This window comes from Parabacteroides sp. CH2-D42-20 (assembly GCF_003670185.1).
GTDB classification, from domain to species: Bacteria; Bacteroidota; Bacteroidia; order Bacteroidales; family Tannerellaceae; genus Parabacteroides; species Parabacteroides distasonis.
Genome location: NZ_RAYG01000027.1, coordinates 30,073 through 46,291, shown reverse-complemented (window position 1 = coordinate 46,291; position 16,219 = coordinate 30,073). Strand labels below are relative to the sequence as shown.

Below are 16,219 nucleotides of genomic sequence, written 5' to 3'. Positions count from 1 at the left end.
GATTAATTATTCACGCCCCAATTTGTATTCGGCTCGGGGCCCATCTCCAATTCTAGTACGCCACCTTTCATGATATCCCTATAATCAAGATAGCATCTCGTATAATCCGTCCCGTTTAATTTAGCGGATTGGATATAGGTGTTTTCCGGGGTATTTCGGTTGGCTCGTATGATAAATGTATTCCCTTCGCCAACCTGAATCTCAGTCTTCTCAAAAACCGGGCTGGATATCTCATAGCGAGTATCTCCCGGACAAACCGGATACAAACCACATGCTGCCAATACATACCAAGCGGACATCTGACCGACATCCTCGTTTCCAACCAAGCCTTCTACCTTATTCTTATACGCCTTATCGCAAATGAAACGAGACCATTTCTGGGTTTTCCACGGCTGTCCCAAATGATTGTACAAGAAAGGCACATGATGAACCGGCTCGTTCGCATGATTGTAATAAGCGTTCCACAGGAAATCCGTTGGTGTCTTGTCGAACATCGTATCCAGATCGGCGATCACCCGTTCCGTTCCTCCCATCAGTTCCACCATACCCGGAATATCATGAGGCACGAACCACCCCTGTTGCAACTCATTGCATTCCATACAACCATACCATTCCTTCAGCTTACCCTCTTCCGGCCAAGCCTCAAACCGGCCATTCGCTTCTCTCGGGCGGAAGCTATGTTTCTCCGCATCATATAAATTCCGGTAAGACTGAGCCAACTTCGCATAATAAGCCGCATCCTCCTGTTTTCCTAATGATTTCGCCAACTGAGACATACACCATTCCGTATACGCATACTCCAAGGTTTTGGAGATACTCTGCGGATTCGGGGTATAGCCCAACTCCGCATTCCCGAACATTCTCGAGGTTTTATCCGCATACCGATAAGCCTTTTCCATATCCAAGCTACAAATACCTTTCGCATAGGCATCCGCCAAGACCGATATAGCCGGATTTCCTAACATACAACCGCTATAGGCGTTCAACAACTCCCAGCGCTCATAGTACTCACGGCCACTCTCCTCTGCCATCGTTGTCAATGACTTCAACAAATCGTTCACCAATACCGGATTAATAATCGTTTGCAAAGGCATCTGACTACGGAACACGTCCCAACCGCTAAAGATCGTACGTTTCGTGAACGTATCCGACTTATGCGCTTTTCCGTCCGCGCCCATATATTGACCATCCACATCCGTGTAAATCCTCGGATCGATCATTGTATGATACAAGGAGGTATAGAAGATCACCTTCTGCTCATCCGTTCCACCGCTGACATCCATCTTAGCCAAAGCCGTATCCCATAACGAACGGGCACGAGAACGTACCGCGTCAAAATCCCAATCCTTGATCTCCGCTTTCAAGTTCTTTTCCGCACCCTCCAAGCTTACAAAGGAAATACCGGCCTTGAAAAGAACCTCCTCATTCGCCTCGGTCTCAAACTCCGTAAAGAACCCGAGGTGCTCACCCTCATATGCCTTTGGTCTCTCCGAAATCTTCGCGTTCGCTGTCAATGTCTGGAAAGCCGGACTCTCCACGAATTCCCGATGCCGATCCTGCCCTGCCGGGATATCCACGCTCCATACACCATAATCTTTCAACGGTTTGGAGAACTGCGCATAAAAATACACGGTATACCGGGAAGAACCTTCACCATTCCCCCAGCCTCCGCCTTCCGGCGTACATTCCATTCGTCCGGCGATCGTATGGTCATCTATCACTTGAACCGCCTGATACGTAGAAGTACCTCCTACACGACGAGCTAAGTCCAACTGGATGCGGGACTGCTTATTCTCGGGGAAAACGAATCGCAGCATACCGCTATGAGGAGCCGCTGTCGCTTCCGCTTGTATCTGGTAATCGCTAAGCAATACCTTATAATATCCAGCCTTAGCCTCCTCGGAAGATTTATCATACCGGGAACGATACCCGGCTACGCCCCCCTCTTTTCCCGAGTTCGTGCGCAGATCGCCCACGGTAGGCATTACCAATAAATTACCCAGATCACCGTACCAGCCGATACCACTCATCTGCGTAAAGGCGAATCCCTCGATCGTCTCATGCTCGTAGCTATATCCGGAACCATTGTCGCCCCCCGTAATCGTATTCGGACTTACCTGTACCATACCGAAAGGGGTAGTCGCACCGGGGAAGGTCTTCCCCAAGCCATGGTAAGCACCGGCCGCCTCCGTATTCGTACTCGCCCCGATAAAGGGATTTACATAATCAGAGAAATGAACCTCCTCGATAGTCCGGGTCGGACCGGAACAGGCAGTTCCCACCAACGCGAGCGATAACGCCGTAGTCGTTATCCATCTTAAATTTCTTACTAGTCGTATCATTTTTTTATAAGTTCTATTCTACGTACCTTCGGTTGGGCGATCTGATACATACGATCCACCAACATATCGATTTGTTGGTTCCAAGCCTCCCGGATCTCCGGATACATCATCTTGGAGTAGTTATCCAGATGGCCAGCTAAGAAGATATTCGTATGAAGGTTCGCCCTTAACGTATCCATAGCGGCGATATTATCCTGAAATAACATGCCCTTCCGCTTCAAGATATAAAATTCCGTCCACGCATATTCCCGGAAACGTTTCTCGATATTCCAACGTTCCTCATTCAAATGCATGACCCGAACGGCCTGCTGATATTGCGGTGTGTTCGTTAACGCCGCTAAGTTAATACCTTTTGCCAAATCCTCGGCCGAAAACGTAGAAATTGAATCCCCGTCTATCTCCAACCTATACGAACCTTTCAATCCATCCACCCGCAATACCTCTTGATTAAGATCCTCCATAATCGGAGCGTATAAGGTCGCCTCATATTGCGTATGCTTCTTCTCCCAACCCCGAGAGATCGTATCCATCGGATAAGGTAAAGACTTCGCTAAATAGGTAAAAGAGATCGTACCCTTGTCTGATACTTTCAATTCATTCACGAAACAATTCTCGTTCGCCAGCACCACACGTCGGGAAGCATCGATATCAACTTTGGCGACCGGTTTACCCGCCAATCCCTGAGACTTCAAGAAGAAATAGGCCATCAACATATTACCGTGGTTATCCGGATGAATCCGATCTCCTTGCATTAAGGTAAACTGCGGATCTTTCGCTTGCTGTACCCTGTTCACCTCCAATACCGGGTTGTGGAAATCCACGAACGCCCAGTCATTCTTCACGGCCGCCTCTCTTTGCAGACGGATGATTTTCTGGATCGTAGCGTTCTTTCCAAGAAAAGGCTTATTTTTCTCATTTTGCCAAGTCTCGTCGTACGGCGTGCCACCGATCATGATCACCCTTGTATCTTTGTGAGATTTCATGATCTTCTGCATCGCCTGAAAGGTCGTATCTACCCGATACATTTGCTGCTCCACGAAAGCCGTAGGATTATCGCCGTTATATTCGAAATAACCACTATCGTTCATACCGAAAGTAGCCGTAACCACCGTCGGATTTTTACCATATACATCCTCCTCGATCCGTTCCAACATATCCCAAGAACTGTCACCACCGGTACCGGCGCTATACATCCGCATCCGCATATCCGGGAAATGAGTGATATAGTACAACCATATATAAGAATGATAATGTCCGCCCTCTGTTATGCTATTGCCTAAAAAAACAACCCGGTCACCCCTTTGAAAAGGGGAAGGAGTTTTCTGCGCATTGCCACACACAAACACAGAAAGCATACACGCCAAACTAAAAAGCCATCGATTAGTTCTCATCTTATTTACTTTTGGACACTTAGAAGTTCAATTGTTTATCCGATACGGCCACAGCCACGAATGAATCAGCACAGCCATAATACAGATACCATTTATTCCGGTAATAGACCAGACCTTCCACGAATACGGTACCCGCAGGGTATTGACCGCTTTTTTCAAAATTATCCGTCGGTTGCAAGAAAGGCTTATCCAAACGACCGATCAATTTTGTCGGGTTATTTACATCGAACAATGCTTGTCCGGCACAATAAGAGTTCGCAGGATAAGCGGTATCCCCTTTTTCTCCCGGTTCGTTTTTACCGTTATACAACAGAACGATGCCATCCTTTGTCAAGATAGCGGGAGGTCCACATTCGGTCAACTGGCTATCGAAATAGCCGGAACGGGGAGAGAACAATTTAAGCAACTCACCATTCTCGTCCAACAGTGGGTCCCAATCTGTTAAATTATCGGAGGTAGCCGCATATACATTCTTCTCCCCCCAGTACATGAAATACTTGCCATTCACTTTCGCAATGACCTGCTTATCTCCCTTTAAAGTCGTGACTAACGATGCGGATTTGGTCGCCTCATCCTTGAATTTGCCATTATAGGCTTTCTCAAAAGCCGGACCGAACTTCGTCCAGTGTTTCAAATCCTTTGAGGTCGCCACCGCCAGACGAGGCACCTTGCGGTTCCATTGCGTATATAGCAAGACATACGTACCATCCTCGGTCATAGCGATACGAGGATCTTCCGTACCTCCGGGACATTCGTTCTCTGCTTGATTATCTTTAGCCGGATAAAAAGCAGGCTTCGTATCCCTCTCGAAATGGATACCGTCAGTAGAAGTCGCATATCCCAAACGGGAAGTCCGGGAACCGATTCCCTGAGCGGAGTTATCTTCCGCACGGTACATCACCACGATCTTCCCATCGTAAATCGTAGCCGCCGGATTAAATGTGTCACTCTCCTCCCATGCTACAGAATCTTCCCGCATCGGGCAATAAAACTTAGTTGGTAACGGCTTAATTACCGGATTCACTCCTGTCGGACGCTCAAACCCATCCAAGCACCAAGCTGTTTCCGATACAGCTTCCGCCGTCTGGTCTTTCTTTTGAGAGCCGCAAGCTACGGTAACCAATCCCAATAAGCCGAAAGTAGAGACTAATAATGTTTCTTTAATCATGTTATTCGTAGTATTAAGTTATATTTATTTTCCATATGAAGGGGGAGCTATCCGAGTTCCCCACGTCTTATCCGGCTTCCCGGATAATTTATATTCCAAGGTCGCCCCCCGATATAAATCCGACCAATCGATCCAAGTGCCCTCCATCTTCTTTCCATCAAGACTTAAGGAATGGATATACTCTTTTTTCTCATCACCCCCCTTGATAATCACGTCTCCCTCGGGCAAATGTAAAACAATCTTACGGAATACCGGACTATTCACAGAGAAACCTCCCACTCCGGGAATCTCTGGAAACAAACCGATACTGGCAAAGACATACCATGCTCCCATCGATCCTAAATCGTCGTTGCCCGGCAAACCGTTCACACGGCTACTATATTGTTCGTTCAGTATACGCCGGATCACTTGTTGCGCCTTATAAGGAGCCCCCGCCCAATTATAAATCCAAGGGATTTGGAAACTAGGCTCGTTACCGGAGGCGAACCATTCATCTCCATAACTAGCGTCCAAACGTCGGAACATCTCATCCAAACGCTTCTCCGCCGCTTCCTTTCCTCCTATACTATCGATCAACCCTTGCAAATCATAAGGTACCATCCAGAAATAATTCTTATATGTCGATTCCCGCCAATCCGCATCATAACGTTTCCACGAGCCATCCTCGTTTCGGGACTGCAACCAACCGGTCTCCTTATTAAAAAGATTCTTCCAGTTCATCGCCCGTTGCGTATACCAATTACAAACCGGCTCATCATTGCAGGCTTGCAAGGCGAAACGGCCAATCGCAAAATCAGAAGATGTATATTCCAGTAAGATCGAAGCGTCGTAATACCCTTTCTCCAAATACTGTTCCAAGCCCGGTCGAGTCAAAACACCTTGGGAATTAGCCCCCGGCACTTCTGCTCCATAACGCATAGTCCGCAGTAAAGTTCGAGGATCATAGGTGCGAGCTCCAAACGCATACGCATTGGCTACAAGAATCGGAGTCGGGTCCCCCTGCATAACACCTGTCTCTATATTCGCCAGTACCCAACGAGGGAAGCCACCACCGGATTGCTCGGCAAATAAGTAATGAGACATAACGATATCCGAGGTCTCCTCGGGAGCTAGCATAGCGATCAAAGCAGTCTGCGTACGATACGTATCCCAATTACTGAAAGAGGTATAGAATTTTCGGGCTGTCTTATGCACTTGGCTATCCGCCCCCATATATTCCCCATTCACGTCGCTACAAACATTCGGATGGATTAATGAACGATATAGATGCGTATAGAATTGCATCTGGCGATCCTCGTTATCTCCCTCTACCTCTATCTTCCCGAGGTATTCATTCCATTTATCTTGCGTCGCCTGACGGACCGCAGAGAAGTCCCAAGCGGGATTCTCAACCCTCAAATTCTCTCGGGCATTCTCCACCGAGACATAAGAAACACCGATCTTATACTGCACCGCCTGATTCCCCTCTTTCAACGGAAAAGTAAAATACACCCCCGAGTGACTGCCTTCCGCAAACGTATGATTCGCATGTAGTCGCTCCTCCTTCCATGTACCAAAACTCTCCGCATCCGCATCGAACTCAGCCACAAAGTAAACCTTATAGGGAGTTGGGATTCCACAGAAAGCACCACCCTCCGCATATCCCTCGCAACTATGAGGACCCGTAATCTTAATAGCGGCTACTTGGATAGAGGTAGCGGCTACTCCTCCTCCGATAATCACGGTACCCTGCTTTTCCTTGGAAGAAAACGTATAACGAGCCATACCCGTACGTTCCGTAACGGTTAATTCCGCACGTATAGAATGATCTACGGTGGCTGCGTAATAACCGGCCGTTCCGATCTCCTTGCCGACCGGAGTCTGCATATTCAAGATACTATCCGGAGAAACCCGTAAAGCTCCGGCAATCGGAAGCGTAGGGAAATTTCCCATATGATCGCATCCCGCACCACTCAATTGATTGATAACAAAGCCTAGTTGTTTCGTGAAATAAGTCGGGGTAAACTGTACCATACCGAAGGGATAGGTAGCCCCCGGATACAAATATCCGGAAGCCCACCCATTACCTTGAGTCCCTATCAGGGTATTGGTCTTAGAAACGAGATTTGACGCATTTACCAAACCTCCACACAACAAGAAAACATAGCTAACCACACATATTCGCCTTAAAAGCTGTTTACATTTAAACATGGTAATAGATCCTTTTTATTATTTAGCCTTTTATACTATATACCCTTCAATAGAATAAAACACTTACGGCGTAATAATTAAAAAACAGCTATTAACATAAGTCAACAAAAAGGGAATCATATGATTCCTATTCCGCAGGCAGCGATAGCATGTGTTTTCCACTTTCCAACAGGATCGAACCCGCCGATATTTCTACATTATTCCCATCTAACACACAATTCGATACGTTAAATGGAGCGATAAAGGTCGCCATACTATTCGCCGGTATCTCTAGATCGAGGGAAAGCGATTGGTTCTCCATAGTCCAAGACACACGTGCCGTACCGTAAGGGGTCTCTCTCGCCACCCTCGCCCACGTCACACCATTCGGTATCTGAGGTTTGATAAAGAAATGTTTATAGCCCGGCTCATCCTCATCCGGCAAGATCCCTCCGACCGCCTGACAGAACCAAGCGCCAATGCCATTGAAACAATTATGAACCTTACTACGTTCTCCCGACCAGTATTCCCAAGTCGTAGAAGCCCCTTGATCGATCATATATAGATATCCCGGCAGCTCTCTCTTTTTCAGCATGGAATAGAGAAAATCGGCCTCTCCGTCCTTTATCGCCCAATCGGTCAAGATCGTAACACCCACCAAGCCGGAACCGATATGCCCTTTGCAATTCTCCAATGTCTCTCGATATAAACCTTCCTTTACCTCGGGCATATGCTGTTCATCTGTCACGCCGACCAACATCGGATAAATCCGATCGATCTGGGAGCCTGTAGCGTACTGTTTCTTCTCCGGATCATAGAAAGTCTTCTGGATAAGCTCGTTCAATCGTTGGCGACGCTCTTTATACTTAGCGGCATCCTCCGCTTTCCCCAATACCTTCGCGATCTTCTCCATCGTAGTGAGGCAATCGCTTATAAAGCAGTTACTAACCAGATCTACCGATGACTGCGCCGTATAATCGACACCCGCCGGAGCCAACCAATCCCCTAAATACCATGCCCGATAATCCGTATCCGGCCAACGTTTCAGCAACCCATCGACCGTATACGCATCCACATAACGCAACCAATGTCGCATAACCGGATAATATCGCTCGATCAGACGGCTATCCCCATAATTCAAATAAGTCTGCCACGATCCCGTGATAATAAAGCCACACCAATACGGACCACCTCCCGCCGGATATGGATTCGGTACGCAATGCGGCATACCCCCATCCTCACGGATGCAATCCTGCCACATCTGCATCCAGTTCATATACACGGAAGAGCCCTCATACAATGTCTGGAAACTCTTACAAGAGGCATTTCCATCCCCACCGTATCCCATACGCTCATAATGCGGGCAATCTACGATATAACCACTGAAAGCTAGGTTCTTGAAAGTATATTTGATCATCGCATAGATAGCATTCAAGTCCGGATCCGAGCACTCGAAAGACGAGGCATCCTTATAATCCGTATGAATCAGATAGCCGGTTACCTCCTCGGGGGCTTTCGCCAAACCGGATATCCTTATATATTGAAACGCATGGTGGTTAAATTTATTTCGGAATACCTCTTTGCCTTGTCCGGAACCGATATACCAATCCTCATACTGTCCGTTCTCCTCTTGTGGCTTGAAATCTTCGTTTTCGTTTAACCAATCCGTATATTCCATACGGACCCGATGACCTTCCGGTAATTTTGGGAAACTCAGCTCAACCCAACCATTTAACGCCTTTCCCATATCTACGAGCCAAATACTGTCCCCTATTTGTTTGATTCCTTTGGGACGGATAATCTCTTGTATTCGATTAGGCTCACACATCTGGGGACTTACCTCTATCCCGGGTACCTCCACCTCCAACCCCGGCTTCCAATCCAGTTCGTCGAGCGTAGCCGTTGTCAAATCCGGCAACGCCTTCCGCCCATCCACACATTCACCCCCGAATTGATGGGGATACCAAGTGCCGGTACCGGTCTCACCATACATACTTCCCCGGCCTTCCCAAGAGCTATCCGTAACGAGTAGCGTACTTGCGGTACCATTTGCTTGGATCTCGTCCAATCGCAGTTTAACCAACGGCCCATCATGAACGGCATTAAAAGTAGCTTTTCTGTACCAGCCACGGCCCAACCAGAGCAATAAGTCGTTTATTCCCTGCTTTGCGTACGGCGTAAGATCGTACGTCACCGATAATGATCTTTTGTTTAATTGAGATACCGCAGGCGAGAGAACATCTTCCGATACCTTCCTCCCATTTAAATAGATCTCATGATACCCTAAGGAGTTTACATGAAGGAGTAATGTGGCATCACGGTCTTGAAGCTCGAACTTCTTCCTTAACATCGGATTCTTCTCATCCGGCATCCCTATATATTTCCCTTGCCATTCCGCTTTATCCAAAAGCCCGATCCCAAAGCGATTGACCAGACTCCAGTCCGAGGATTCCCCTTTATCGCCCCATACCCGGACTTTCCAATAGGCCAGCACACTAGATCGCAACTCTTTCCCTCGATAAGGGACCATCACGGAAGCGGACGATTCCACCTTACCTGAATTCCATAGATCGGCTTTGCCTTGAGCCAGCAAGGAACTATCCGTGGCTACTTGTATCTCAAAATACGCTTGCCGCATAGTTTGCCCGTCTGTCTCGATTTTCCAGCTAAAATGGGGATGTGTATTGTCGATCGCGACCGGATTTTCCAAGTTCTCACAACGAAGATCTTTTAAGAGGATCCTCCGTCCGGATTCACAGCCCGACATCAGTAACAATAGGGTCACAAAGTAGATAGATATACATTTCATGATAAATAAATTGAGATTACGCATGAATATACTTTCTAATGGCTTACGATACTTATATCCCCGGTAAATATTAAGATTTATTAAACAAGAAAGGCGAGCCACTCGCAAATGACTCGCCTTCCTATGATTCCTCAAGAATGGCTAGAAGCGGATCTTGTAGGATTGGTTGCCAATATAAATTATATAAGACCCTTGTGGAATACTCGTGATAGTCTCGCCTACAGGCAAAGATAAGTTCCTATACAAACGCCCTTCGAATGTAACGATACAAGCTGTGTCCATAACAGGAGTCTGGATATGCAATCGCCCATTCTCTCCCCATACTCGCAAGCCATTGGGATCTACCTCTGCGTTATCAGTAGGATTATCTTTCACGATGCCTGTTACGGTAACAACGATATTACTCGTTACTTTCTCAATCACATAACGGCCACTTGATACCGGACCAAGTACTGAGCCATTCGCTTTCACTGTCAGTTGAGGCGCACTGTAGCCGTCCTTCAAAGTCAGCGTGAACGCAAAACTCTTGCCGGATTCTACATTCGTAGAAGACTCCGCAATCAAGGTAGCGCCCTCTACAACCGGCAATGTCACCATGTAGGTGGTCGGGGTTGGCTCCGGTTCTGGTTCCGGATCCGGAATCCTATTACCTGCCGCCGTAATCACCAAGGTAGCCGTGATCTTCTCCAATGCGAAAGCACCCATGCCAGAATTGTATGTATAATCCGTAGACGCTAGCGTATTCTCTCCCATCTTCACAGTAATGGATGTCGGGAGCGTATAGCCGGAGGCTGCTTTCAGCATAAGTTCCACTTTGGAATCCTTAGCCAAAGGCTCGAAAGAAACCGGATCGGAAGTGAGGTTAACAAGATTCAGGATTACCTCAAAGAAGCCCTCTTGTACACCTTTAGCCTCAATGACGATCTCGCCATCCACATTCTCAATCTCGATTATTCCCGTCGTATTGTCATACGTATAGTACTCAGAACCTGCTGCCCTAAGCAAATTCTTTTGCTTCAACAAACGACCACCCATCATCACCTTTATGACATAAGGGAATTTGTATCCCGTAGCTGGTGCTAATTCACATTTGAATGGCTCTCCTTCTTTCACTGTCTCTCCGGAAGTCTTAATCTCTATGTTCTCGGTCTGTTCTTTCACTTGGAAGATCTCCGCACCAGAAGCTTTAATGGAAACCTCAGCGGTTACGTTCTTTATTTCTATCTCCCCGGTCTTCGGATCATAGGAATAACCGGAACCAGCAGCCAGCACTTTACCACCCATCATCACCTCGATCGTGGAAGGAAGCCCGTACTGTGGGGTCACTACAGACAACTTACCGGTCAGGGTCTCACCATGTTTAATCTTCTTGCCTTGCGAGATATCAGAAGTCAAGTCTTTTAACGTAAGGGCTACCGCATAGCTCTTCTGTACGCCTTGCGCCGTGATCGCTAACTCACCGGTTACTTTCTTCAAAGAGATTTTTCCCGTAGCGGCATCATAGGTATAATCAGTTACGTCTACCAAGGTCTTGCCATCCATCACGATCGTAACCTCAGATGGGAGCGTATAGCCCTCATTCGCAGAAAGCTTGCATGCGAATTCATCGCCGAATTTCACCGTGGCATTCGTTGGAATGTCGGAAGTGATATTAACCAATGAGGCCGTAACCGGATAGCTATTCTTCACGCCTTCGGCAGAAATAGAAAGCTTACCCGTAATCTTAGCCAAAGAGAAGGCTCCTGTAGAGGCATTATAAGTATAGTCAGTTCCGGCTACCAAGGTCTTACCGCCCATTGTTACCGCAACGGTAGCCGGAAGCGTATGGCCTTCGGCCGCCTTCAAGGTTAGCTCTACCTTACCGTTAACCAATACAGGATCGAACGAGGCGGGTTGGGAAGTGACACCCACAAGGTTAAGTATCACCTCGTAGTGGCGGTCATCAATGCCGGAAGCTTTCACGGTCAAGTCACCGGAAACTGCTTTGATCACGACTTTACCCGTTTTAGCGTCGTATGTGAACTCTTCCGCGGTCAGCGCATCATTGCCCTTCAAGATACTGATCGCATCCGGAAGCCTATAGTTCGTTTCCGCTTTCAAGGTGAAAATGAACGATTCACCCTCCTTCACAGTTGTAGCCGTAGTGATGGCCGGCGTAGAAATCAGGTTCTTCAAGTCTACCGTGATCTTGTAAACAGATGGTTCAGACACTCCTTCAGCGGTAATGGCTACCTCACCTCTCACATTCAATATCTCTACTTTGCCAGTCTTAGCATCATAGGTATATCCCTTTCCTACCTCCAAAGTGGAACCGGACATCTTTATCGTAATGGATGCCGGAAGCATGTAACCGTTATTCGCCGATAAGGTAAACGAGAATGTCTCTCCTTCTTTCACGGTCGTAGCGTCTACGATGGCGGGCGAAGAAGACAGATTTGTCAAGGTCGCCTTAACAGGATAGGTAACGATCTGTACGGGAACCGCGGCAGCGGTGATAACCACATCGCCGTTTACCGCATAAATCATTATCTCCCCGGTTTCCGGATTATACGTACATTCCGCATTCAGTTCGTCGGGTCGTGTAATCACGTTCAGCTCCTTTGTCCCCATTTCCACCTGAATCATATCAGGAAGCGTATAGCCCTCCTTGTTACATTCCAGTTTGTAGTACAGGTTTTTCCCGGTCTCGATAACAGTAGGCAGACCTTCCCGAGGAATCAAGTTCGTCAAGACAGTCGTAATCGCATGGGTTACGACCGGGGTATCCGTTATTTGGAGGCCCGCATAAGCGGATCCGGCAGGATGATAGATATCCTTTACCTTTGGCACAAGAGAGATAGAAGCATTGTCGATCAACACATTGACCTCAACCTTGAAGGTGTATGAAGCACCACCGCTCAACGTACCTATGGCAAAATCTTCTTCCGTATAACAATAAACATAATCATTCCCCCCCGACTTCAACGGGATCTCCTTCTCCTGCCCATCGCTTACATAATACAATTTTATTTGATCTGCCTTGAGATTAGAGATTGAGGCACTCACTCCTAATGGCTTCCCATCGAGCCACTGATTTGTCTTCTCGATCGTATAGGTGAACGGGATTCTAGAGTTCTTCGCCCCCATAATCGGATGCGGAGCGATCGAGCCGGTAAGGGCTTCCATGAATCTCATCGGCTTATCATTCTCCTCGAATATGGGGTTAGCTTGGTCGGATTCAAGATATACTTGAATATCGTAAGACAACTCGCCCTGCTTGGCTGATAAGACCTTTAGATAATTCACGTATGCTCCCTCGGATATCTGCGCCAGACTGACCGGCACGCTGAAAGACCCGTCCTCGCCAATCACAGCCTTCGTTCCTTGACTTGGTTGATAAATAGAGTTATTATCACCATAATAAACATCCAACTGCCCTTTCCAAGCAGCATAGTTTTTCAGGGTATAACGTAAGATGACATTCTCCGTTACATTGGTCAACTTATAGGAAATACCTTGTGTATTTTGCCCGTTATATTGGTTATTGTCCAATCCTGATACAGCCATGAAAACATCGTCAAACTGATTCCAGTAAATACTCACGTTCACGGGGTTAACGGCCGGCTCGTCCGGATTGTCAGCCGGAGCACCAATCAAGCCGTCATTATCCAATCCTGTAGGTGATGTCGTAAGGCAGCGCATCATTTCCCAATCATGTCCATCTGAAGAACCGACAACAGCGATTCTTTGTCCCTCGCCAAGAGAAGTGCTCAAGGTTATGTTGCGATAGGTCGAATAATTCCGCCATCCAGGAACATAAGCCTCAAAATTCATGGATTTTGGATCGGATGGCTGTTGGATGATCCTTCCCGATACGTCCACAACTGCCAAACCCACATAGTAATCCAGATTATCGAAAGCGGTATAACGTAAACCGATAGACATCCCGACATTACCAGTTAAAGGTAGCGAACCTGAATATGATATGTCCGTCACGACCGGCTTATAAACATATTTCTTGTCACCGGTTTGTGATGGACGGATGTTAAGGATCATCTCCTGGCTATCACTATAACCATCATTACCATAGTTCGAATCAAGCACAGACAAGGCAAAAAAGCCATTACTATAACCTCCCCAGCCCCAATTGATATGGAAGAAGCCCTGTGCATCATAGCCATCACATACGAAGGCATGGCCTCCACCCGAACTTTGCCCGCCATAACTCAAGGGATACCCGGCATCTAACTCTTTCCGAATCATCTCTTTCCATTCTTCCCAGCGATAAGTTTCCTTTTTTAAATAACGAATGGCCGGACTATAGCCAAATACCTCAACATAAGACTTGGCTGGAAGTTTCATGCTTGCACCACTCGCCGACAGTCCATAACTCATCTCCACGTTTGCCCCACAATGCCACATCAACTTGGCCACCGCATTGTCTCGGGCATCACCATAGCCATCCCTCGGATAAGTAAGCGGCATATTCGCCCAATCATAATCATCATAGGTAGTGGAAACACCATCGTAGGAGGACACGCCCCCAATCGCACGCACCGGATATTGGTGATAGCGCATGATGATAGCTTGCGCTGTAGCTACGCAACCGGTAAGCGCATGTTCGCCACTGATCAGAGGAGTCATCCCGTTATAAGGTTTCCCTTGATCCCACTCTGCCGTCTCCAGCACTACCTCTTGAGCGGTAGACCTAAAGTTGGTTCCGTTTAGGTAATGACTCCACTCGGCTTGTATATCCGCGGTAACCTCTATGCCAGAACGCTCCAACCAGGTAATTTGGTTCTGGTAGTAAGCTAACATGTAGCGGAGGTTGTCCGGTAGGTTGTCCGGATCAAAAGCACCCTCGTCCGAATAACCAAACACAGGGAGTGCCCGGTCCTCTCCAGAGACGATCACGAATCCCTTGTTTCCCGGTACATTAAACACGAAATAGTCCACAGCACCATCAACCGTCCCGCTTCGTAACGCAGAACTTGATTTTCCCGGAGCCGCTGCATAAACCAACGACAAGTCTCCAGCCGAGCGCAAGCCCGAACCAGTGTTAGCCACGTTCTCCGCCACCTTGCGGGCCGTGGACACATCTATCCTTTCCGCCCAGACCATAGCGGCCGACAGGCAAAGGATCAGCATTAGTAAAAGTTGTTTTCTCATGAATTATAAATTTATAATGAATAAATGATTTAACATTCGTTAGTAAGGAGTATAGGAACAACGGTGTTCCCACGGGTGGGAAAGCCCCGGTTGATAGGCATGGGAAAGCCCCGGTTCCCATGGGTGGGAACAACGGTGTTCCCTACCCTAGGTATAGAGGCTCTCCCATCCCGCTATGCACCTAGATCTCGTCCGGGCTTTCGCTGTCGCCTCCTCCTCCTACGCCAACGGTCAGGAGTATGGGAAACTTGTAGGTGCGTGGATCTTTTACGAGAGAATAGCCCGCTCCTGCCTGCGTGGTGACGCTCAGCCAGTACTGCCCCTCGGCCAGTTGTGGGATCTGGATGATGATCTCACTCGTAGTGTTACGTACGATAAGGGAGACTTTCGTTGGCGTGGCGCCCTCCTCGTCCTTGGTGAAGTAGACGCCTACAGAGGGGGCATCACCCTTGATAAGCAGCGTGCTGCCGAAGATGATAGCCGGGGCGTTCGGAGTGATATGGAGGTTCTTCTCGTTCGTGGTGGAATCCGTGAGGCTCTCGATCATCGGGCCCACGGTAGCTACGTCGGCGTTCACGTAGATGTTTTCTAGCGCCTTCAGGAGGGTGGCGCTGGGGGTGAACATTACGGTGATCTTATTCTCCGTAGAGCGGAAGTCTGATTTCTTTCCGTCGAACGAGCCGTTGATAGTGAGCAGCCATTGCCCGAACTTATTCACCACGCAACGGCCTTGGGCGAGGGCCTCGATCATCTCGTCGTAGGAGAGGTCGAGGATGTTGGTGATCGTCTCCGGGCGGTACTCGGTGCGTTTCTTCACGATGCGGTTCGAGATGTCTGACGTTCGCGTGGTTCCGGTAATGCGGATCTTTCCGGTGAAATCGCCGGTTTTCTCGGTTAACACGTTGTCGTACAGATCTACGGTCAAGATGGTCTTTTCTTCTACCATGATGTTTTTTGTCTTTAATGCCCCGTGGTAGTGGAGCGTTACCTTTTAATAATGTTTATCACCCTTATTCGCGAAATAAGGGGAGGAGATATCGCACGTCCAACATAAACTAAAAAAACGCATAACCACTATTTTTAACCGCATATCCACGATATATGCGCAATAAGCATAAATTTGGATTAGTTAGAGGATACGATGCCTGTATCCCCTTCAATTCCTATTTCTTAATAAATAGATAAAAGTGAT

Annotated in this window: 7 protein-coding genes; all 7 read right to left on the bottom strand. The window is 47.7% G+C overall.

The features are described from left to right. Positions 1-2 precede the first annotated feature (2 nt). The 7 genes from D7V92_RS15900 to D7V92_RS15870 all read right to left on the bottom strand — a co-directional run bounded on the left by D7V92_RS15900 (position 3) and on the right by D7V92_RS15870 (position 15,973). Positions 3-2,342 (bottom strand): GH92 family glycosyl hydrolase, encoded by a 2,340-nt coding sequence (locus D7V92_RS15900; protein ID WP_008773067.1) that lies wholly within the window; start codon positions 2,340-2,342, stop codon positions 3-5. After that, a complete protein-coding gene (locus D7V92_RS15895) occupies positions 2,339-3,733 on the bottom strand; it encodes an SGNH/GDSL hydrolase family protein (RefSeq protein WP_121773286.1) in 1,395 nt (464 codons plus the stop codon). Before D7V92_RS15895 ends, D7V92_RS15900 begins: the two co-directional genes overlap by 4 nt. Before the next feature lie 19 nt (positions 3,734-3,752). Further along, entirely contained in the window at positions 3,753-4,901 is a 1,149-nt protein-coding gene (locus tag D7V92_RS15890) for a glycoside hydrolase family 130 protein (protein WP_008773069.1), read from the bottom strand. 24 nt (positions 4,902-4,925) lie between these two features. Further along, positions 4,926-7,091: a GH92 family glycosyl hydrolase gene (locus tag D7V92_RS15885; RefSeq protein ID WP_008773070.1), complete on the bottom strand. Its 2,166-nt coding sequence runs from the start codon at positions 7,089-7,091 to the stop codon at positions 4,926-4,928. Positions 7,092-7,218: 127 nt separating this feature from the next. Further along, positions 7,219-9,903: an alpha-L-rhamnosidase gene (locus D7V92_RS15880; protein ID WP_121773285.1), complete on the bottom strand. Its 2,685-nt coding sequence runs from the start codon at positions 9,901-9,903 to the stop codon at positions 7,219-7,221. A 117-nt stretch (positions 9,904-10,020) separates the two neighbouring features. Further along, a complete protein-coding gene (locus D7V92_RS15875) occupies positions 10,021-15,027 on the bottom strand; it encodes a C10 family peptidase (RefSeq protein WP_121773284.1) in 5,007 nt (1,668 codons plus the stop codon). A gap of 181 nt (positions 15,028-15,208) precedes the next feature. Continuing rightward, positions 15,209-15,973: a DNA-binding domain-containing protein gene (locus D7V92_RS15870; RefSeq protein ID WP_121773283.1), complete on the bottom strand. Its 765-nt coding sequence runs from the start codon at positions 15,971-15,973 to the stop codon at positions 15,209-15,211. Positions 15,974-16,219 lie beyond the last annotated feature (246 nt).